General features: G+C 64.0%; 14 protein-coding genes. 11 read left to right on the forward strand and 3 right to left on the reverse strand.

What is annotated here, in order from left to right; genetic code table 11:
* Positions 1-132 precede the first annotated feature (132 nt).
* Positions 133-2,946, forward strand: a complete 2,814-nt coding sequence (polA, locus tag ACYQ12_RS03275; protein ID WP_459867639.1) for a DNA polymerase I — start codon at positions 133-135, stop codon at positions 2,944-2,946.
* A 60-nt stretch (positions 2,947-3,006) separates the two neighbouring features.
* Here polA and ACYQ12_RS03280 read toward each other — a convergent pair whose 3' ends face one another.
* Positions 3,007-4,692 carry a sensor domain-containing diguanylate cyclase gene (locus ACYQ12_RS03280; protein WP_459867642.1) on the reverse strand — a complete coding sequence of 562 codons (1,686 nt, stop codon included), beginning with the start codon at positions 4,690-4,692 and terminating at the stop codon, positions 3,007-3,009.
* Positions 4,693-4,844: 152 nt separating this feature from the next.
* Here ACYQ12_RS03280 and ACYQ12_RS03285 point away from each other — a divergent pair, with 152 nt between their 5' ends.
* Together ACYQ12_RS03285 and ACYQ12_RS03290 are read left to right on the forward strand one after the other, a co-directional pair.
* Positions 4,845-5,549, forward strand: a complete 705-nt coding sequence (locus ACYQ12_RS03285; RefSeq protein WP_459867645.1) for a haloacid dehalogenase type II — start codon at positions 4,845-4,847, stop codon at positions 5,547-5,549.
* A 374-nt stretch (positions 5,550-5,923) separates the two neighbouring features.
* Entirely contained in the window at positions 5,924-6,433 is a 510-nt protein-coding gene (locus tag ACYQ12_RS03290; RefSeq protein ID WP_459867648.1) for a hypothetical protein, read from the forward strand.
* 4 nt (positions 6,434-6,437) lie between these two features.
* Here ACYQ12_RS03290 and ACYQ12_RS03295 read toward each other — a convergent pair whose 3' ends face one another.
* Positions 6,438-7,427 carry a threonine ammonia-lyase gene (locus ACYQ12_RS03295; RefSeq protein ID WP_459867651.1) on the reverse strand — a complete coding sequence of 330 codons (990 nt, stop codon included), beginning with the start codon at positions 7,425-7,427 and terminating at the stop codon, positions 6,438-6,440.
* A gap of 315 nt (positions 7,428-7,742) precedes the next feature.
* Here ACYQ12_RS03295 and ACYQ12_RS03300 point away from each other — a divergent pair, with 315 nt between their 5' ends.
* Together ACYQ12_RS03300 and ACYQ12_RS03305 are read left to right on the forward strand one after the other, a co-directional pair.
* A complete protein-coding gene (locus ACYQ12_RS03300) occupies positions 7,743-10,652 on the forward strand; it encodes an AsmA family protein (RefSeq protein ID WP_459867654.1) in 2,910 nt (969 codons plus the stop codon).
* Between the two features lie 168 nt (positions 10,653-10,820).
* Positions 10,821-11,894, forward strand: a complete 1,074-nt coding sequence (locus ACYQ12_RS03305) for a M14 family zinc carboxypeptidase (RefSeq protein ID WP_459867657.1) — start codon at positions 10,821-10,823, stop codon at positions 11,892-11,894.
* A gap of 86 nt (positions 11,895-11,980) precedes the next feature.
* Here the strand turns inward: ACYQ12_RS03305 and ACYQ12_RS03310 are convergent, their stop codons facing one another.
* Entirely contained in the window at positions 11,981-12,715 is a 735-nt protein-coding gene (locus ACYQ12_RS03310) for a DUF4396 domain-containing protein (RefSeq protein ID WP_459867659.1), read from the reverse strand.
* Between the two features lie 380 nt (positions 12,716-13,095).
* Between ACYQ12_RS03310 and ACYQ12_RS03315 the strand changes: the two genes are divergently transcribed.
* From ACYQ12_RS03315 to ACYQ12_RS03340, 6 genes are all read left to right on the forward strand, one after another.
* Positions 13,096-13,626 (forward strand): (2Fe-2S)-binding protein, encoded by a 531-nt coding sequence (locus ACYQ12_RS03315; RefSeq protein WP_459867661.1) that lies wholly within the window; start codon positions 13,096-13,098, stop codon positions 13,624-13,626.
* Between the two features lie 13 nt (positions 13,627-13,639).
* On the forward strand, positions 13,640-14,626 hold the full coding sequence (locus ACYQ12_RS03320; protein WP_459867664.1) for an FAD binding domain-containing protein: 987 nt from the start codon (positions 13,640-13,642) through the stop codon (positions 14,624-14,626).
* 18 nt (positions 14,627-14,644) lie between these two features.
* A complete protein-coding gene (locus ACYQ12_RS03325) occupies positions 14,645-16,882 on the forward strand; it encodes a xanthine dehydrogenase family protein molybdopterin-binding subunit (RefSeq protein WP_459867667.1) in 2,238 nt (745 codons plus the stop codon).
* A 137-nt stretch (positions 16,883-17,019) separates the two neighbouring features.
* The gene (locus ACYQ12_RS03330) at positions 17,020-17,724 is read left to right on the forward strand and encodes a (2Fe-2S)-binding protein (protein WP_459867670.1); all 705 of its coding nucleotides are present in this window, start codon (positions 17,020-17,022) and stop codon (positions 17,722-17,724) included.
* An 11-nt stretch (positions 17,725-17,735) separates the two neighbouring features.
* Positions 17,736-18,719 carry an FAD binding domain-containing protein gene (locus ACYQ12_RS03335; RefSeq protein ID WP_459867673.1) on the forward strand — a complete coding sequence of 328 codons (984 nt, stop codon included), beginning with the start codon at positions 17,736-17,738 and terminating at the stop codon, positions 18,717-18,719.
* A 20-nt stretch (positions 18,720-18,739) separates the two neighbouring features.
* The gene (locus tag ACYQ12_RS03340; protein ID WP_459867676.1) at positions 18,740-20,953 is read left to right on the forward strand and encodes a xanthine dehydrogenase family protein molybdopterin-binding subunit; all 2,214 of its coding nucleotides are present in this window, start codon (positions 18,740-18,742) and stop codon (positions 20,951-20,953) included.
* Position 20,954: the final 1 nt, after the last annotated feature.

The following is a 20,954-nucleotide window of genomic DNA, read 5'->3' on the forward strand; positions in this document are numbered from 1 at the left end:
GGCTCCTTGCCGATCATCGCAACGAAAGTGTCATCATAGCGGGAGATGGCGCGCGATACGCCGGATGCCTGACGCCGGGGGTCCCCTTGCGTATCATGAGGGCATCGAATATTTCGTAACGGATACCTTTTCATGGCCGACACGCCCATCGTCCTCGTCGACGGTTCGTCCTACCTCTATCGCGCCTTTCATGCCCTGCCGCCGCTGACCTCCTCCAAGGGCCAGCCCACCGGTGCCATCAAGGGCGTGATCGGCATGCTCAAGAGCCTGATCAGGCAATACCCGGACAGCCCCATGGCGGTGGTCTTCGATGCCAAGGGCAAGACCTTTCGCGATGAGCTGTACGAGGCGTACAAGGCCCATCGCCCACCGATGCCCGACGACCTGCGCGACCAGGTCGAACCGCTGCATGCCTGCGTCCGTGCGCTGGGACTGCCGTTGTTGTGCATCGAAGGGGTGGAAGCCGACGACGTCATCGGTACCTTGGCGCGCCATGCGACCGAGGCCGGGCGCGACGCGGTGATCTCGACCGGCGACAAGGACATGGCCCAACTGGTCAACGGCCACATCACGTTGGTCAACACCATGAAGAACGAGACGCTCGATGAGGTCGGCGTCGAGGCCAAGTTCGGCATTCCGCCCGCCCTGATCATCGACTACCTGGCGCTGATGGGGGACAAGGTCGACAACATCCCCGGCGTGCCCGGAGTGGGCGAGAAGACCGCGCTGGGGCTGCTGCAGGGGATCGGCGGCGGGCTGGACACGCTCTACGCCGATCTCGACCGGGTCAAGACGCTTGGCTTCCGGGGGGCCAAGTCGCTGCCCAAGAAGCTCGAGGAGCACCGTGAGCAGGCCTTCCTCTCCTATCGGCTGGCAACCATCAAGACCGACTGCGAGCTGCCGGTGGGCCTCGATGATCTCGACATCGCGCATCCCGATCGCGAGGCGCTGAAGCAGCTCTATACCGAGCTGGAATTCAAGGGCTGGCTCTCCGAGCTGCTCTCCGGCCAGGATACGGGAGTCGACGATGTGGATTCGGGGACCACGGCGCGCAGCACGTCGCCGGCGGCCGCCGGCGAGGCGGGCGAGAGCTTCGACGGCGATGCGCCGGAGGCCAGCGTGTCGGCGTGCCACAACCATCTCATCCTTGCCCAGAGCGAGTTCGACGCCTGGTTCGGGCGTCTCGAGACTGCCGAGGCATTCTGCTTCGATCTCGAGACCACCAGCCTCAACTACATGGAGGCCGAAATCGTCGGCGTGGGACTGGCGCTCGAGCCAGGCGAGGCGGCCTACATTCCGCTCGCCCACGACTATCTCGACGTACCGGATCAGCTCGATCGCGAGGCGGTGCTCGCCGCGCTCAAGCCGTTGCTCGAGAACCCTGCCCAAGGCAAGATCGGTCAGAACCTCAAGTACGACATTTCGGTGCTGGCGAACTACGATATCCGCGTGGCGGGGCCGCTCACCGACACCATGCTCGAGTCCTACGTGCTCAACTCCACTGCCACGCGCCACGATATGGACTCGCTGGCGCTGAAGTATCTGGGACAGAAGACCGTCAGCTTCGAGGAGATCGCCGGCAAGGGCGCCAAGCAGCTCACCTTCAACCAGATCGATCTCGATCAGGCGGTGCCCTACGCCTGTGAGGATGCCGACGTCACCCTGCGTCTTCACTGTGCATTACGCCCGCGCATCGAGGCGACCGGGCGTCTGGCCGCAGTGCTCGACCACCTCGAGCGTCCGCTGATTCCGGTACTCTCGCGCATGGAGCGGGCCGGCGTGGCGCTCGATGTCGAGCGCCTGCATGCCCAGAGCCAGGAGCTCGAGAAGAACATTCGCAAGCTGGAGGCGGAGGCCTTCGAGCTGGCCGGGCGCGAATTCAACCTCGGCTCGCCCAAGCAACTCGGTGAGATCCTCTTCGAGGAACAGAAGATCCCGGTGATCAAGAAGACGCCCAAGGGGGCGCCTTCCACCGCCGAGGCGGTGCTCGAGGAGCTGGCGCTGGACTATCCGCTGCCCAAGGTGATCATGGCGCATCGCGGGCTGACCAAGCTCAAGTCCACCTACACCGACAAGCTGCCGCAGTTGATCAACAGGCGCACCGGACGCATCCACACCAGCTACCACCAGGCGGTCACCGCCACCGGGCGACTCTCGTCGTCGGACCCCAACCTGCAGAACATTCCCATCCGCACCGAGGAGGGGCGGCGCATCCGTCAGGCCTTCGTTGCCCGGCCCGGCTACGCCATTGTCGCCGCCGACTACTCGCAGATCGAGCTGCGTATCATGGCGCATCTCTCCGAGGACAAGGGGCTCCTTGACGCTTTCGCCGAGGAGCGCGACATTCACACCGCCACGGCGGCCGAGGTGTTCGGCACGTCGCCGGACAAGGTGCTGCCCGACCAGCGGCGCAGTGCCAAGGCGATCAACTTCGGCCTGATCTACGGCATGAGCGCCTGGGGCCTGGCCAAGCAGTTGCGGGTCGAGCGCAAGCAGGCGCAGACGTACATCGAACGCTACTTCGACCGCTATCCCGGCGTGGCGCGATTCATGGACAACATTCGCGCTCAGGCCGCCGAGCAGGGTTACGTCGAGACCGTGTTCGGCCGGCGCCTCTACCTGCCCGAGATCAACTCGCGCCAGCACGCCCGGCGTCAGGCCGCCGAGCGCACCGCGATCAACGCGCCGATGCAAGGCACCGCCGCCGACATCATCAAGCGGGCCATGATCGACGTCGATACCTGGCTGCATCCGCTGGACGGCAAGAGCGAATTCGATGCCTGGATGGTGATGCAGGTCCACGACGAACTGGTCTTCGAGGTCAAGACCGAGCAGGCCGAGGCGTTCATCATGGCGGTGAAGCAGCGCATGCAGAATGCCGGTGAACTCAAGGTGCCGCTGATCGTCGAGGCGCAGAGCGGCGCCAACTGGGATGAAGCGCACTGAAGCAGCGATAGATGGCCCCTCCGGGCTTGGGCCGGAGGGGGAATACGAGACCGCGAATTCTCAGCGGGCCGGGCCGTCAGCGTGAAACATGCCGGTAGCGCCTGGGGCGGCTTCTCCGTGAATGGAGAGGTTTCCCTTGCCCGAGGCCTTGGCGACGTAGAGCGCGGCATCGGCGCAGGCCATGACGGCTTTCGCCGTGACGCCGTGCGCCGGCCATAACGCCACGCCGATACTGCATCCCACGCGTGCGCTGTCGCCCTGGGGCAGCGTCACCGGCTGGCTCACGGCCTTGAGGATGCGCTCGCCCACCTGATGCACCAGCCAACTGGCCTTGTCCCGGTCGGTCTTGATGACGACCACGAACTCGTCGCCGCCCAGCCGGGCCGCGATATCACCGCCACGCAGGCAGGTGCGCAGGCGCTCCGCGACTTCGATCAGTAGCAGGTCGCCCGCATGATGCCCCAGCCGGTCGTTGACCTGCTTGAAGCCGTCGAGATCGAGAAACATGATCGCCACCACCCGTCCCTCGCGCTCGGCTTCGGGCAGGATATGCTGAAGATATTGATCGAGGAAAGCGCGGTTGGGCAGGCCGGTCAGGGGATCGGCATGGGCGAGATCCTTGAGCCGATCGATGGTCTGCCGCTGGCTGAGGATGCGTGCCACCATCTCGCGCAGCGATATCGACAATCGTGTCAGCTCGGGCGAGCTCCGCTCCAGGGGAATGCTGTCCGCGTCCGCATCCTCGCGGACCTCATCCGCGGCATGGGACAGGCGCATCAGCGGCGCCGAGATGCGCACTGCCACATGCCATCCAAGCAGCGCGAAGAGACAGGCCAGCACGCCGCCGGCAATGGTGATGCCCATCTGCAGCTGGCGGACCGGCGCGAATGCGGTTTTGACCGGCTTGCGCGTCAGCACCTTCCAGCCCAGCCCGTCGAAGCTGCGCTCGCCATCGCTGGCGGCGAAGCCGGTCAGGTAGTGATGACCGTCGGGCCACTCTTCTATCGACCAGCCCTGAGCGCCTTGTGCCGGTTGACGAACCAGGCTTGTCGCGGATAGCGATTGCCCCACCATGCCATGGGGGCCGAGCAGAATGACGCCATCGTCGGCGACCACGAAGACTTCCAGTCCGTGCTGTCTCTCGGCCGGTGAAAGCATCGACTGCTCGATGAGGTCGGCCCAGTTCCAGCTCAGGTGTACCGCCAGAACACCGGACAGGCTGCCGTCCGCGCGCTGGACGGGGGCCGCGATATCGACGAACTTCATGGGCTCTCCGCCCGGGGTCGGCAGCAAGCGGGCCAGCATCACGGCGTCGTGCACGTCGCCCACCCAAAGCTTCCGGCGCCCGTTGATGAATACTGGACGATGGGAGATATCGACGCCTTCGAGAATACCGCCGGTCGCTGCCTGCACCGTGCCGTCGGGCCTGATGAAGCCGATCCACGATACCACGTCGTAGCTCTGCTGGAGCTGTTCGAGCCGGTAGCGGAGCGCTGCCGGGTCGGTCGTCTCGCTCAGCATCCGCATTCCCAGAATCAGCTCCACCTCGCTTACCCGGGCATCCATGCTGCGGTCGAGCTTGTCGGCCATCTGATAAGCCGTTTCGGCCAGTGAGTCGCCGATATGCTTCTGAATGGACTCTCCCGTTTCACGAGAGGCGATCCAGCCGAGCAGCACCGTTACCCCGACGACCAGGGCGGCGGTGACAAGCGCGAAACGGGCGCGAAGCGTAAAACGGCTCATCATGATCAAGGGCAGCGTGTCGGAAGGGGGAGGAGGGCTACATTAAAGAGGCGCATCTTACCAGTAATACGTAGCGGAGCGCCAAGAAAGTGATCCATGTTATTGCGATGCGCTCACTTATAAAAACGGATAGGCCCCCCGCCGAGGAGCACGCAATGGCAACATCGCATACGGTCCAGATCCTCGCCTTCGACGTCTTCGGTACGGTCGTCGACTGGCACGGCTCGATTGCCCGGGAGATCGACGCTCTGGGGCTGGGCGTGAATGGCGGTGAGTTCGCACGGGCCTGGCGGGCGGGTTACAAACCGGCGATGCAGCGGGTGCAGTCCGGTGAGCGAGGCTGGACGCTGCTGGACGATCTGCATCGCGGCATTTTCGACGAGGTATTGGCGCAGTTCGGCGTGACCTCGCTCTCCGAGGCGCACAAGCGTCATCTCAACAAGGCGTGGCACCGCCTGGACCCGTGGCCCGATGCGCTGGAGGGGCTGACGCGGCTCAAGCGACACTTCATGCTCTGTACGCTCTCCAACGGCAATCTCGGCCTGCTCGCCAACATGGCCAAGCGAGCCGGTCTGCCTTGGGACTGTCTCCTCTCGGCAGAGGTGTTTCGTCAGTACAAGCCGCATCCCGACACCTATCGCGGCGTGGCCAGGATCTTCGACGTGGCGCCGTCGGCAGTGATGATGGTCGCCGCGCATCAGGAGGATCTTGCTCATGCCCGTGCCAACGGCTTGAAAACGGCGTACATCGAACGTCCCTGGGAATTCGGAAGGGACCGGCCCAAGGAGGTCGCGCCGACACCGGCCAATGACTTGCATGCCCGTTCCCTCATCGACCTGGCCGATCGGCTCGGCTGCTGAGCCATGCGCCATTTCCGTTGTGTCTGAGCAGTGCCTGCGCTCGCCCATGCCGTGTTAAAAATCAGCCCGGGCACGAGTCCGATCAAGACTTTCGTTTACACCGCTTGAATTCCGTTTCTCGCCGATCTCGGGCCAACCTGGAACGGTTCGCGACAAAACTTTACCGTACAACTTGATCCAGGTGTTCTTTACGTTCGTTGGTATTCACTATCATGCGCTGCCTTGCTCCGTCAGGCCTGCGGCAAAATTTTATTTGCCGTGTCATATAACTGAGACATGAATGGCGTGTAATGCCGCTCGGAGGGTGAATCGATCCTCCCGAGTCGTCACGAGAGTCGCCAAGCCTGTCACGCTAACAAGGAGACGCAACTGCCATGCCGCACATTACAGCGACAGCTTACCTCTTCCTGCCCCGGGATCTGTTGGTTCTGGCGTGCGCACACGAAGCCCGAGAGAAGCATCGCTATCGGCTGATGTCGCTGCGCTTCATGCCGTACAACGTCGGGGTCCACCGGCTGCTGGAGATACTTGCCTGCGAAAGCGAGCAGCGCCTCGAAGCACTCTTGCAGGCCTCGAAGTCACTGATGGATGACGGCCTGGCAGAGACACTGGCTGGACAGTGCGAGGTGCAACCCGAGCAGGAGGAGCGTTTCTTCATCACCGATGACACGATGGCGGCCGAAGCCTTGGCATCGGCGCTTCGCGATGAACAGAAATCCCTGCACTTCTACCGTCGCCTCCGTGAAGGCAACGGCATGCCCGGTCTCGACCGGCTGCTGGCGACGTTCATCAGACAGGCACAGATGCAGTGCCAGATTCTTCAAGAGCATGAGGATGTTCTGATAGTGAATACATGCTCCTCCCATGCGCAGCGGGCGGCATAGGAAATCAGACTTGGCCGGACGAGGGGCATGAGATCGACGCGGAGGGTATGAAGCGCGTCAGCTCCTCCCAGCCCATGTTGCCACCGGTCACCACGAGCACGATATCGCCCTCCGGCGGCAGGTCGGGCAGATGCGCTTCCATCAACGCGGCGATGCCGACAGCCGCGCCCGGTTCGGCGTAGAGCTTTGCGCGGGCAATCAGCCAGCGCACCGCATCGTGAATGGCTTCCTCGCTGACGGTCACCAGCGCATCGACATGCTCGCGGCAAAGCGCATAGGTATGCTGGCCGACGATAGCGGCGCCGAGACTGTTGGCGCAGGTATCGAGAGAGGCCAGGCGGGTCGGGCCGCCATGAGCGAAGGCGTGCGCCATGCTCGCCGCGCCGGCCGGCTCGACGCCGATCAGGCGAATATCCGGGCGCAGGGCACGCACGGCGACGCTGACGCCCGAGAGCAACCCACCCCCGCCGACCGGACAGAGTATCGCCGCTGCGTGCGGTGCCTGTTCGATAATTTCCAGTCCCACCGTGCCCTGACCGGCAATGATGCGCTCGTCGTCGTAGGGGTGTACCAGCGTCAGGCCGCGCTCCTCGACCAGTCGATGCATCAGCGACCAAGCCTCGTTGATGCCACCATGCAGAATGACCTCGGCGCCGAGCGCGCGGGTGCCGGCGACCTTGAAGGGGCTGGCATCCTCGGGCATGACGATGGTCACCGGGGTCTGCGTCGCCTGGGCCGCCCAGGCCAGGCCGAGCGCATGATTGCCCGCCGACACCGCGCCCACGCCGCGAACAAGCTCCTGCTCGCTTGCACTGCGCATCCAGTGGAGTCCGCCACGGGCCTTGAACGAGCCGGTACGCTGAAACGGTTCGGCCTTGAGCCGAACGGGACGCCCGAGACGTTCGGATAGCGCAGATTCGGTGAGCATGGGGGTCGCGGCCAGCGATGTGGCGATCGTGTCATGGGCACGCAGTATCGGCTCGAGGGTGATCATGGTCGGCTCCTGCGGAAGGTGGCAGCTCCCGTGGGAGCGCTGCCGTCATGCATGTCATTTCAGAATAGCGATTTCGATGGCCTCAAGGGTAGCGACCGGTACTCGATAAAGGAGTGACTGGCCCTCGTTTCATGACTTCAAGCCATCGCAGGTCAGCGAATGAAGCATATCTTTACCTGCCTTTAAACTTTGAATCCGAATTATGGGGACAGGCTTCTCGAGACCTCCTAAGTTGACCTTACTGCACGTGCAATTCGCGCCGGCATGTAAACCGTGTCTGCGCGACGCGACGGCATACCCAACCGGAGAGACGACGTGAAGAAGGTGGCCCGGCGAAGCTTGTTGGTTCTGGCAGGACTCGTTGTTCTGTTGATGCTCCTGTTGATCGCGGCGGCAATGCTGATCGAGTCGCCATGGGCAAGAGACATGCTCGAGGATCAGGCCAGTCAGCGTCTGGGGGGCCGCGACGTCCAGATTGGTGAGCTGGATATCGATTGGGGTTTGCCGTTGGGCATTCGCTTGAGCGACTTGCGTATAGCCAACACCGACTGGGCCGAACATGAGCAGATAGTGCAGATGGCGGGCCTGGAGGTGACAGTGGATGTCGGTCAGCTTGTGCAGGGCAATATCGGCCTGGAGCGGGTCGCCATGGCGCAGCCCGTCGTTCACTTGGCCCGCCGTGAAGACGGTACCTCCAACTGGGCCGGACTGACGCCCGATGAGGCTGAGGACGTCAAGAAGGCGGATGAGGCCCTGGGTTTCCAGCCCGATGTCATCACTATCGATCGGGGCCGGATCACGTATCAGGATGCCAAGCTCGATGTGGCGATGAGCGCCGATATCCAGACGACGGACGACGGGCAGGACGGGCGTCATCTGCAGGTCCAGGCGCAGGGGCAGTTCCGCGGCAATCCGCTGCAACTCAGCGCGCGGGGCGGAGCGCCCTCCCGCATATTTACCGAAGAGACATACCCCGTCGCGCTCGAAGGCAATCTGGGCGACATGCAGCTTGGCTTCGACGGCCAGGTACGCGACGTGCTGCAGTTCCAGGCGCTGCAAGGCCAGGTGAGCGCCACGCTACCCGAGGGAGGCGAAATGCCAGCACCGCTCGGCCAGTCGCCGGCGTCGGTCCCCGCGCTCGATTTGCAGGCGCAACTGAATCATGAGGGGCAGCGTTGGGCGCTGAAGAATATCGAGATGCGCTCGGGGGAAAGTCACCTGACCGGCCTGATGGTGTTCGAGCCGGGCGATACGCCGCGATTCGAGATCCAGTTGCATGCCAATCAGCTGGATCTCAATCGCCTGGGCGTCATGGGGCTTCTCGACCCTGAAGAAGGTGAAGAGCGCGAAGCGGAGAACCCCTCAGAAAAACGGCCCGAAGATGCGCAACACGAGTCTTTCCAGAAACGCCTGGCGCAACGGCTCAACCCGCTGCAGCGTTATCAGGGGCAGGTGGACATCAGCATTGGCCGACTGCTTTATGGCGACGAAGTGTTGCGCGAGGTGGTACTCCAGGGGGAATTGGAACGCGGGCATTTGGACATGCAGCAGATCCACGCCGTGCAGGGCGACGGCAAGCTAGCCGCCCAGGGTTGGCTCGACGTGCAGGGCGATACCCTCAAAGTCTCGCTGGATGCCGAGCTGGATCAGGTGGACCTGGGACAGGCGTTGGCCCCGCTGGGCTACAGCGAACTGGGTGTGCTGGAGGGGCAGATCCATACGCGCTTCTCCGACGGTGCGCTCAAGCTGAGCAATACCGAGGTGGACTACCGGGCCCCGGCGCAGGGGCTGGCGCTGCATGTACAGGCTGAGACGCGTGAACGCGAAGAGGCTCAACCTCCCGGCGTACACGTCGAAGGCAGCGCCAGATGGCGGGAAACGCCCTTTCGTTTCGATCTGGATCTCGGCCCGCTGTTGAGCCTCACCGATGCCGAAACACCCTATCCGGTACAGGGTACCGTGACGTCACGGGATACGACGCTATATGCCGATGGCACCGTGACCCAGCCGCTGGCTCCCGAGGCGGTCGACGCGCAGTTGCGTCTCGAGGGACCGAATCCTGCCCAGTTGAATGCCCTGCTCGGGCAGGACCTGCCGGACATGGCCGCCTATGAAATCAGCGGCCGGCTCCGCTGGCATGACAGCCTGCTTCGGTTGACCGATATCCAGGCCGAGCTCGGCGATAGCGACATCCAGGGCGATATCCGCTTCAAGTGGGACGGCCGCACCACGCTCTGGGCGACGCTGAGATCCCAGCAGATGAACGAGCGGGACGTGGAACCGTTATGGGAATCCGAGGATGAGGAGAGCAAATCCTTCTTCTCCGACGAACCGTTCAATCTCGAAGCGCTGCGTAGGTTGGATATCGTGGTGGATTATCGAGCTGACAACCTGAACGCCCGCAACATCCCGTTGAGCGATGTACAGACAGAGGTGGAGCTGCGTCAGGGAGTGCTGACCGTGGATCCTCTGCAACTGGGCGTCGGGAGCGGCGAGGTCACGATGCATGCCAGACTGGATGCCCGGGAGGCGCCGCTGCAAGGGCGCTGGGACATGTCGGCTGCCCGGGTGAATCTTACTCCGCTGTTGAAGAAGGCCGATCTTCCCGAGATAGCTGATGCGACCGATCCGGCTGAAAGCTCCGCCGGCGTGATCGGCGGCAAGGGGCAGGTGCGCTTCCGTGGGCGTTCGATGGACGCGCTCATGGCCAGTCTCGACGGTAAGCTGGAACTGGCTATCTCGCGAGGCTATCTGGATGCGGTAATTCTGGAGCTGCTGGGGCTGGATGCCGGAGAAGCCCTGGTGGCGGCGCTGGCGGACTCGGAAAGGGTTCCCATGCAGTGTGGCTATGTCCGCCTGGACGCCGATGACGGGCTGGTGGCGCTCGAGCAGTTCTACGTCAATACGCAGGACGCCAACTATACCGCGGGAGGCACGATCGACCTGGGCGCGGAGCATCTGAATCTGACCTTCAAGGCGCACCCCAAGGATGTCAGTCTCCTGTCGTTCAATACCCCCGTGCAACTTCAGGGGCCTCTGCGTGCCCCCGAGGTGAGCGTGATCTCGGCCGAACTGCTGGCCCGCGGTGCGGCAAGTGTGGTCGGTGCACTCGTGGCGCCGCCGCTGGCGATATTGCCCTGGGTGGAGCCGGGCACGGGCGAAGGCGTCGGGCCGGGTTGCCGACAGGCGCTGTCGGAGTTCGAGACGGACGCCAACCAGGAGTGAGCCGGGTTCCAAAGGACTGACATGCGTTGATGAACCGCTACGTCAGGTGCAGTGTTGCGCCATGTAATGGTTATTTCTTCCAAGCCATGGAAAACTCCTCGCCTTCTATTGGCTAGGCTGTGTCATTTCATGCTTGTGGGTCGAATCGGATTGGTATTGACAGTGGCCATGCTGCAGGGGATAGCGCTTGCCGGTGAAAAACCGGACCCGCTCAGGCGGATGTTGCCAAGCGATAGCGCCACGGCAATGGTCGAGAAGTGTGGCGTTGGCGATCCCGGGCTATCGCTGGGCGCCCTGCATACCAACGCGGCGCTCTATGCTGAGCTGGAGCGGCTCGATCGCGAGCGTGACACCCTGGAGCTGGCGGTGGCCGGCCACTCTCTGGAAGGGCGTCCCTTGTACCGGGCGACAGTGGGACACGGTCCCCGCACCGTCATGATCGTGACGCAGCAGCATGGCGATGAACCGCTGGGGACCGAGGCTGCTCTTGGTCTGCTCGAGACTCTGAGCCGCGACAGCGATTCGGCGCGTGCTCTCAGGGAGAACGTCACGGTCGTGGTCATGCCGAGAGTCAACCCGGACGGCTGGGCACGCTGGCAGCGCCAGGCAGCGGGGATGGGGGTGGTCATCGATCCCCGGCGCAACTCCGCGCATATGGATCTCAACCGCAGCTACGACCCGGAAAAGCGGCCGGATCCGGCCAAGATCCCCGAAGCCATGGCCGTACTCGGAGTGGTGGACGCGTATCGTCCCGATCTCTTTCTCGATTATCACCAGCAGAACAATTATCTCGGCGCCGATGGCGAACTGGACAGCATGTCCGTGCGATGGGCAAGCAGTCCGGATGTCGCGCCGGAGGTGGCCGCAGATGGCCAGCGCGCCGCCGCCGTGATTGCCGAAAGTCTCGGGCGTGCCGGCGAGGCCCGGGTATCGCTCTATCCCGCCAATGACAATCCCCATGTCAGCCGCAACGGCCTGGCTCTGGCGGGTACGCCAACGCTATTGATCGAGCAGCGCGGCCTGCGGGAGATGGAGCGCACCGCGGAGCAAGGGCTCAAGAAGGGCGAAAGGGCATTGCCCTGCGCGCTGCTTCTCGAGGGACTGCTGAGCATGCGCAGCATCGTCCAGGCCATGGCCGATGGCTCGCTCCGGGAGACCGACCCCGCCAGCGCTCTGCTCATCGAACGACGTGGCGAGAAGGTGAACCAAGTGGCTTTCGCGACCGCGGCATCGGGAACCTAGGGAAGCGGATAACCACACGACCATGCCGCGGTGGCGACCGCGGCATGATCTTTACGCCTTATACGCTTGCTGGCGACGGCCCGCTATTACATCGCTTCCTTGATGCCCCGCTGGATTAGCCACCAGTTGACCGGATAGGAAGTGATGAAGCCCGCGATCATGGCGATCTGCATCATGAACCAGAACTCGATCGAAGCGACGTGCAGGCGCTCGCCTAGCAGCGTGGCAAACAGATAGAAATGCGCAAAGGCCATGAAGCCGTACATGCCGACCTGCCAGGCGGTCAGCGACAGGAAGTCTGCCTTGGTGGCCTGAACCAGGCCCTGGCCGGGCGACAGTCCGCGCATCGGCTTGATGGTGAAGTATTGGAACGCAATGCCAAAAAGGAAGGCCAGCGCATAATCGAGTATCCACACGGCGTACATCTTTTCGCCGAAGATCGTCTGCCAGCCCAGCCAGATGGCAATGATCGGGAAAAACAGGGCCAGCGACTCGGCAACGATGTCACCCAGGGTACAGCCACTGCCGCAGTGCAGCGCCCCTTTGGCCACCTTGAGCGGAAACGGAGTCTGAGCCTTGTGCGGCGGCGTCTCGTCGTTCTGCATTGCCGGGTGGGCCACTTCATGGGCGGCCAGGCGGCCGTACTTGAGATAGAACGCCACGATCACCACGTGGCCGAACAGTGCACACAGCGGCCAGACGTAATTCATGATGCTCATGTGCTGGGGATGCTTTCTGACATCCAGGGCAATGTAGATGGCGCAGACAATGCCGAGCAGGACAGAAACCCACGACAGGACGTGTAACCAGGTCGGTATCATGCAAGAACTCCTTTTCGTTGCCAGATAGAACCGTTTGGATCGTTTGAACGGAACCGACAGATAACAGCCGGGCAGAACTCTGCCTTCTTACACTAGTGACTCCGACGGCAATGGTGCAAACCGTCAGAGCAATCGACCGGACAGGCGACGATCATCTCTCCCGTCATGCCTGAAACTCCGGGATGCATGCCTATAACTCCGATAAGAGAAGCGGGGGCCGGCAGGCCTGTTTCGCTGCGTTTGTCGTCCCCGTCATCCTCGCCTAGGGTTGTGGTAACCCCGTCCGTGCCTATCCCAACCAGAAATCCGCACGGATGCTCTGCGCGGCCCTGACTCTTGCCGCGATTACCTGACCGTACCGCTACCGATGAGGAGTCGGCATGATGGACCATTCCGAACACGCATCGCCTACGTCACCCGCCGAGGCATCGTCTCCGGCCGCCGGGAAGACCCGGGTAACCTTCACTCTCAATGGTCAGCCCTGCGAAGTGCACGTCGAGCCCAACGTCGTGTTGCTCGATGCACTGCGTGAGGTACTCGATCTGACCGGCACCAAGAAAGGCTGCGATCACGGCCAGTGCGGTGCCTGTACCGTGCTGGTCGATGGCCATTCGGCCAACTCCTGCCTGACGCTGGCGGTGATGCATGAAGGCAGTGAGATCACGACCGTCGAGGGTCTTGCCCGTGACGGTCAGCTGCACCCGGTTCAGGAAGCCTTCCTCGAACACGACGCCTACCAGTGCGGCTACTGCACGGCGGGGCAGATGATGGCGGCAGTGTCGATGCTGAATGACAAGCGAATCGCCAGCGACGATGCCGCGGTCAAGGAGGCGATGAGCGGCAACATCTGTCGCTGCGGGGCCTACAAGAACATCCTGAGCGCGGTGCAGTCCGCGCGTCAGAAAGTCTGAGGAGGCTTCCGAGATGCGCAACTTCGCCTATCAACGCGCCAGCGATGTGGACGAGGCGTCCCGCCTGCACGGCAACGACAGCCACGCCGACTTCATTGCCGGCGGCACCAACCTGATCGACATGGTCAAGCTCGATATCATGCGTCCCGAGCGTCTGGTCGACATCAACCAGCTGCCGCTCACCGGGATCGAGGCGTTGAAGGACGGACGCCTGAAGGTCGGGGCCTTGGTGACCAACACCGATCTCGCCTACGACGAACACGTGACGTCACACTACGCGGTACTGTCCGAGGCGCTGCTGGCCGGCGCTTCGACCCAGCTACGCAACGTCGCCACCACGGCGGGCAACGTCATGCAGCGCACCCGCTGCCCGTACTTTCGCAACTCGGCACGGGCCTGCAACAAGCGTGAGCCGGGCACCGGCTGCGATGCGCTGGTCAAGATCAACCGCAATCATGCCGTGCTCGGCATCAGCGACCAATGCATCGCGGTGCATCCCTCCGACATGTGTGTGGCGATGCAGGCTCTGGGGGCGACGATTCACGTCGAGGGAGCCGAGGGCGGACGCGATATTCCCTTCGAGGATTTTCATCTGCTGCCAGGCGACACGCCCGAGCGCGAGCACGATCTCAAGGATGGCGAACTGATCACGCACGTCACACTCGATGCGCCGATTCAGGGCGGGAAAGGGCACTACCTCAAGCTGCGCGATCGCGCCTCCTACGAGTTCGCTCTCGCCTCCTGCGCCGCTGTGGTGGCGATGGAGGGCGACACCATCCGCGAAGCGCGTCTGGCGCTGGGCGGTGTCGGCACCAAGCCTTGGCGCGCCCACAAGGCCGAGGAGGCCCTCAAGGGGCATCCGGCCACTCAGGAAACCTTCGAGCGCGCCGCCCGGATCGCGCTCGAAGATGCCATACCGCATCGCGATACTGCGTTCAAGATTCCCCTGGCCAGACAGGCCATCGTTCGCGCGCTGACCACGGTGACTGCGCAAGGCTAAGCAAGGAGGCTTTTGGCAATGGCAGAAACGATTATCGGCCACCGTACAACGCGCATCGACGGTGAGCTCAAGATGACCGGCAAGGCCGACTATGCCGCCGATCACAACCTGCCCAATCAGGTCTACGGTTATCCGGTGCCCAGCACCATCGCCTGCGGCAAGCTGCTGGGGCTCGATCTCGACGAGGCCCTGGCGGCGCCGGGGGTGATCGAAATCGTGCACCGCGGCAACTTTCCGGCGCTTTCGCGTTCGGCCAACCATCCGGCGTGCAGTACGCCGGCCCGGCTGTATCGCTCCCCGAGCACCATGGGAGAGGAGAACAAGGTCGGCGAGGTGCGCCTGCCGTTCGAGGACGACGGCATCCACTACGAGGGCCAGTACATCGCCCTGGTGGTCGCCGACACCTATGAGCACGCTCGCGCCGCGGCGCGTCTGGTCAAGGCCCGCTATGAAGAGCATCAGGCGGTGCCGGGGCTGTTCTACACCGACGCGGAAGGCGAGGAGGATGGCGACGAGGCGGTCTCCCGCGGCGATCCCGCCGGCGCCTATGACGCGGCGCCGGTCAGGCTCGACCACACCTACACCATCGCCATGGAGACCCACGTGGCGATGGAGCTCCATGCCTCCAACGCCTATTGGGACGGCGACCGACTGACCATCTACGAGTCCACCCAAGGGGTGATCTTCCAGCGCAACGCGCTGGCGCAGATATTCGGCATTCCGCCCGAAAAGGTCACGGTGATCGCCCACTACATCGGCTCGGGCTTCGGCAGCAAGCTGTTCATGTGGCCTCATGCGGTGATCACCGCCGTGGCGGCGAAGATGGTGGGACGGCCGGTCAAGACGGTGCTGTCGCGGCAGCAGAACTTCTGCAGCGCCGGCAACCGTCCGGCCTCGCGCCAGCGCATCCGCATGGCTGCCGAGCGCGATGGCAAACTGCTGTCGATTCGCCACGATAGCCAGAACGAGACCTCCTTCGTCGACGAATATACCGAGTCGATCGGCAGCGGCACGCCGCGCGCCTACGCCTGCGACAACGTCTCGGTGTCCCAGCGCCGGGTCGAGGTCAACCACGGCACGCCGACCTCGATGCGCGCGCCGGGCGAGGTGTCGGGCAGCGTGGCGCTGGAGATCGCCATGGACGAACTGGCAATCGAGCTTGGCATGGACCCGCTCGAGCTGCGCAGGAAAAACTTCGCCGAGCGCGATCCTGCCGCCGATCTGCCGTGGTCGGGCAACCATCTGCGCGAATGCTGGGACGACGCTTCGCGACGCTTCGGCTGGGACAAGCGCAATCCCGAGATCGGCTCGATGCGTGACGGCCACGAAATCATCGGCTGGGGCATGGCGGACGCCACCTGGGAAGCGATGCGCAGTCACTGCAGCGCCCGCGCCGAACTGCGTGCCGACGGCACGGTACAGATTGCCTGCGGGACCCAGGATATCGGTACCGGCACTTACACCGTCGTCGCCCAGACCGCCAGCGAGCTGACCGGTGTGCCGCTATCGCGCATCGAGGTCAAGCTGGGCGATTCGATGCTGCCGGCCGGACCGTTGTCCGGTGGTTCGATGGCCACCGCCACCACGCTGCCGGCGGTAGCCGGGGCAACGCGCAAGGCGATCGAACAGCTCAAGCAGATCGCCATTGCCGAAGGTGCCCCCTTTGCCGGCAAGGAGGCCGATGCGCTGTCCTTCAAGAACGGCGAACTGTCCGACGGTAGCCGCTCGGTATCGTTCGCCGAGATTCTCGACGCGGTGCCGCGCGGCATGGCCGAGGGCGAGGCCAGCGCCGCGCCGGGCGACGAGCAGAACGAGTTCTCGTTCCGCTCGTTCGGCGCCCACTTCGTCGAGATCCGCTGGGACCCGGGTATCTCGCGCCTGCGGGTGGCTCGGGTAGTCAGTACCATCGACGTCGGCCGTGCGATCAATCCGCTGACCGCCAGGAACCAGGTCGAGGGGGCGATCGTGATGGGCATGGGCATGGGCATGTTCGAGGAAACCGAGTACGACGAGACCGGTAACATCTACAACAACAACTACGCCGATTACATCGTCCCGGTTCATGCCGACATTCCCGATATCGAGGTCGAGCTGCTCGATAACCCCGACTACAACTTCAACGAGTTCGGTGCCCGTGGCATCGGCGAAATCGGCATCACCGGCATGGCCGCGGCGATCTCCAACGCGGTCTACCACGCCACCGGCAAGCGCATCCGCGACATGCCCATCTCGGTCGCCAAGCTGCTGGCCGACTGAGCGCACCCTGGCAGGGCGATGCCATGTGGCAGGACGATGCATGGCATCGCGCTTCCGACCCGACCGTGACTTCAGCTCCTACGCTGACCCAACCTGCCACCGGCCCGGGCCGGTGGCGACGTGATGAGGTTTTCGTCATGACCGACAAGCAGACGCCGCGTGGCGAGCTCGACTCTCGCGACGCACCCGAATCCACCCAGGGCGGTGTCCAGATCCAGGAAGTACCTTCGCCGTCCCGGCGCCATTTCATCAAGTCGGTAGGGGCGACCGGTCTGGCCGCCGCCGCCGCGCCAGCCCTGGCGCGTGTCGACTATTCCAGCGAGGACGAGAAACAGCCCGAGGGCAGGCGCACCGACGCAGAAGAGCCGGCCGAGGGGACGCGCCGCATCACCCTGACCGTCAACGGCCAGGCGCATACGCTCGATGTCGCTCCCAACATGGCGCTGCTCGACGTGTTGCGTCACCGCCTCGAACTGACCGGCACCAAGAAGGGCTGCGACCTCGGCCAGTGCGGCGCCTGTACCGTGCATGTCAACGGCGTGGCGATCAACTCCTGCCTGAGCCTGGCGGTGATGCATGACGGCGACGAGATCACCACCGTCGAGGGACTGGAGCAAAACGGTCAGCTCCATCCCATCCAGCAGGCCTTCCATGAGCACGACGCCTACCAGTGCGGCTACTGCACGCCGGGGCAGATGATGTCGGCGGTGGCGATCCTGAACGATCCCGACATCGCCAGCGACGATGCCGCGGTACGCGAAGCGATGAGCGGCAACATCTGCCGCTGCGGCGCCTACAAGAACATCCTCAGCGCGATCCAGACGGCGCGGAAGAACGTATAAGGAGCGACGACATGCGTCATTTCGATTACAGCCGCGCCGACAGCATCGACCAGGCGGTGGCGACCTGCGCCCAGTCCGACGCGGCGGCGTTCCTGGCCGGCGGCACCAATCTGCTCGACATGGTCAAGATCGACATCATGCGTCCCGAACTGATGGTCGACATCCACCGGCTGGGGCTCAACGAGATCGAGGCACTCGACGACGGCCGCCTGAGGATCGGTGCGCTGGTCACCAATACCGCGCTGGCGCGTGATGCCAGGGTCAAGTCGGACTACAGGGTGCTCTCCGAGGCGCTGCTGTCCGGTGCCTCGACCCAGTTGCGCAACAAGGCGACCACCGGCGGCAACATGATGCAGCGCGTGCGCTGCCCCTATTTCCGCGATGGGGTATCGGACTGCAACAAGCGCGAGCCGGGCTCCGGCTGCGCGGCGATCGGCGGCTACAACCGCTCGGTCCATGCGGTGCTCGGTACCAGCGATCAGTGCATCGCTACCTACCCCTCTGACATGAGCGTGGCGATGGCGGCGATCGGCGCGACGGTCGGCGTCACCGGCCCCGACGGCGAGCGCGAGATCGACTTTCTCGATTTTCACCTGCTGCCGGGCGACAAGCCGTGGGAGGAGTTCGCGCTCAAGAGCAACGAGCTGATCACTCACGTCACCCTCGACGCGCCCATTCAGGGTGCCAGATCGGCCTATCTCAAGCTGCGCGATCGCTCGTCCTATCAGTTTGCGCTCGCCTCCAGCGCGGTGATCGTGGCGCTCGATGGCAACACCATCCGCGACGCGCGCCTCGCCATGGGCGGCGTGGCGACCAAGCCGTGGCGCGCCAGGGAAGCGGAAAACGCCCTCAAGGGCCAGCCCGCCACCCAGCAGAGCTTCGAGCGGGCCGCGCAGATCGCGATGCAGGACGCCAAGGGCTACAAGCACAACGCCTACAAGATTCCGCTCGGTCGACAAGCCATCGTGCGCAACCTGACCACGCTGACCGCTTAGAGCGCAACGAGGACACTGCAATGAGTGACAATATCATTGGCGCCGCCAAGCCGCGCATCGACGGCCCGCTCAAGCTGACCGGACGGGCCAAATACTCTTCCGACAATCTTCTCGATGACATGGTGTACGCCTATGGCGTGTTCAGTTCGATCGCCAGCGGCGAAGTGACCGACATCGACCTCGGCGTGGCCAAACAGTCGCCGGGCGTGATCGATATCTTCCACCACAATCACTTTCCCCAGCTGTTTCATACGCCCAGCCGCATGGAGCAGGAGAACAAGGTCGACGAGCAGCGCCTGCCGTTCGAGGACAACCGGGTCCATTACGCCGGCCAGTTCGTCGCGCTGGTCGTGGCCGACAGCTTCGAGAACGCCCGCGCCGCGGCCTACAAGGTCAAGGTCGCCTACAAGGAAACGCCGGCGATCGCCAATCTGGCCCAGGCGGTCGAGGCCAACGGTACCCAGCCGCACCAGGACAGCAGGAGCTCGCGTGGCGACCCCGAGCCGGCCTTCGTCAGCGCACCGCACAAGATCGACTTCACCTACGTGACGCCGGTCGAGACCCATAACCCGATGGAGATGCATGCCACTGTCGCGGCCTGGGACGGCGGCAAGCTCACCATGTATGACACCACCCAGGGGGTGGTCAACGCGCGCAACGTCTATGCCAAGGTGTTCGGCATCTCGCCGGATCGCGTCGAGGTGCTCACACCGTTTCTCGGCTCGGGCTTCGGCAGCAAGCTGTGGCCCTGGCCTCATGCCATTGCCGCCGCCGCCGCCGCGCGCGAGGTGGGGCGGCCGGTGCAGCTCGTCGTGCCGCGCCAGGAGATGTTCACCACCACCGGGCACCGTCCGGAGACGAGTCAGCGCCTGCGTATCGCCACTGACGATGACGGTCGGCTGGTGTCGCTGCGCCATGAATCGATCTCGACCACCTCGACCATCGATCAGCGCCACCAGACCTATGTCGAGTCGTGCGGCAAGATGACCCAGGGGCTGTATTCCTGCGACAACCTGCTGGTGACGCATTCGACCACCGGAGCCAATCGCGGCACGCCGACCTCGATGCGCGCCCCCGGTGCCGCGCCGGGACTGTTCGCCCTGGAGTCGGCCATGGACGAGATGGCGATCGAGGCCGGCCTCGATCCGCTCGAGTTTCGCCGCCGCAACTACGCCGACAGCGACGAGAGCAAGAGGCTGCCGTGGTCGAGCAACCATCTGCGCGATGCCTACGATCAGGCCGCCGAGACGTTCGGCTGGTCAAGCCGCAACCCCAAGATCGGCTCGATGCGCGATGGCAATGAAATCGTCGGCTGGGGCATGGCGACCTGCAACTGGGAGGCGATCCGCCGGCCGTGCGATGCTCGCGTGTCGCTGCGTGCCGACGGCACCGCCTACGCCTCCTGCGCCACCCAGGATATCGGCACCGGCACCTACACCGTCGTCGCTCAGGCGGTCAGCCAGGTGACCGGCTTGCCGCTGGAGAAGATCGAGGTCGAGCTGGGTGACTCCTCCTACCCCTCGGGGCCGATCTCCGGCGGTTCGTGGGCGACGGCCACGGCACTGCCGGCCATCGCGGCGGCGGCGCGCCAGGCCATCGATGAGCTCAAGAGCTATGCGACAGCCGACGATGGCGCCTTCGCCGGCGCCAAGCCGGACGAGCTGAGCTTCGAGAGTGGCCGGCTCAAGAACGCTGACGGCAAGACGGCCGCCTTCGCCGATGTGCTCAAGCAGCGCAAGCTGGCCAGTGCCGACGGCGAGGCGCATACCGGTGGCGCGCCGACCGACGAATACGCCTTCCGCTCGTTCGGCGCCCACTTCGTCGAAGTGCGCTGGGACCCGGGCATCTCCAATCTGCGCGTCGCAAGGGTGGTCAGCGCCATCGACGTCGGCCGGGCGGTCAATGCACTGACCGCGCGCAACCAGGTCGAGGGTGCGATCGTGATGGGCGTCGGCATGGCGCTGTTCGAGCAGACCGAATACGACCCCCGCAACGCCCGGCCGGTCAACAACAACTACGCCGAATACCTCGTGCCGGTCCATGCCGACCAGCCCGAGGTCGATGTCATCCTGCTCGACTATCCGGACTACAAGTTCAACGAGTTCGGTGCCCGCGGTATCGGCGAGATCGGCATCACGGGACTCGCCGCCGCGGTGGCCAACGCTGTCTATCACGCCACCGGCAAGCGCATCCGCGAACTGCCGATCACCCTCGACAAGCTGATGGAGACGTAAC

This window comes from Halomonas shantousis (assembly GCF_054654615.1).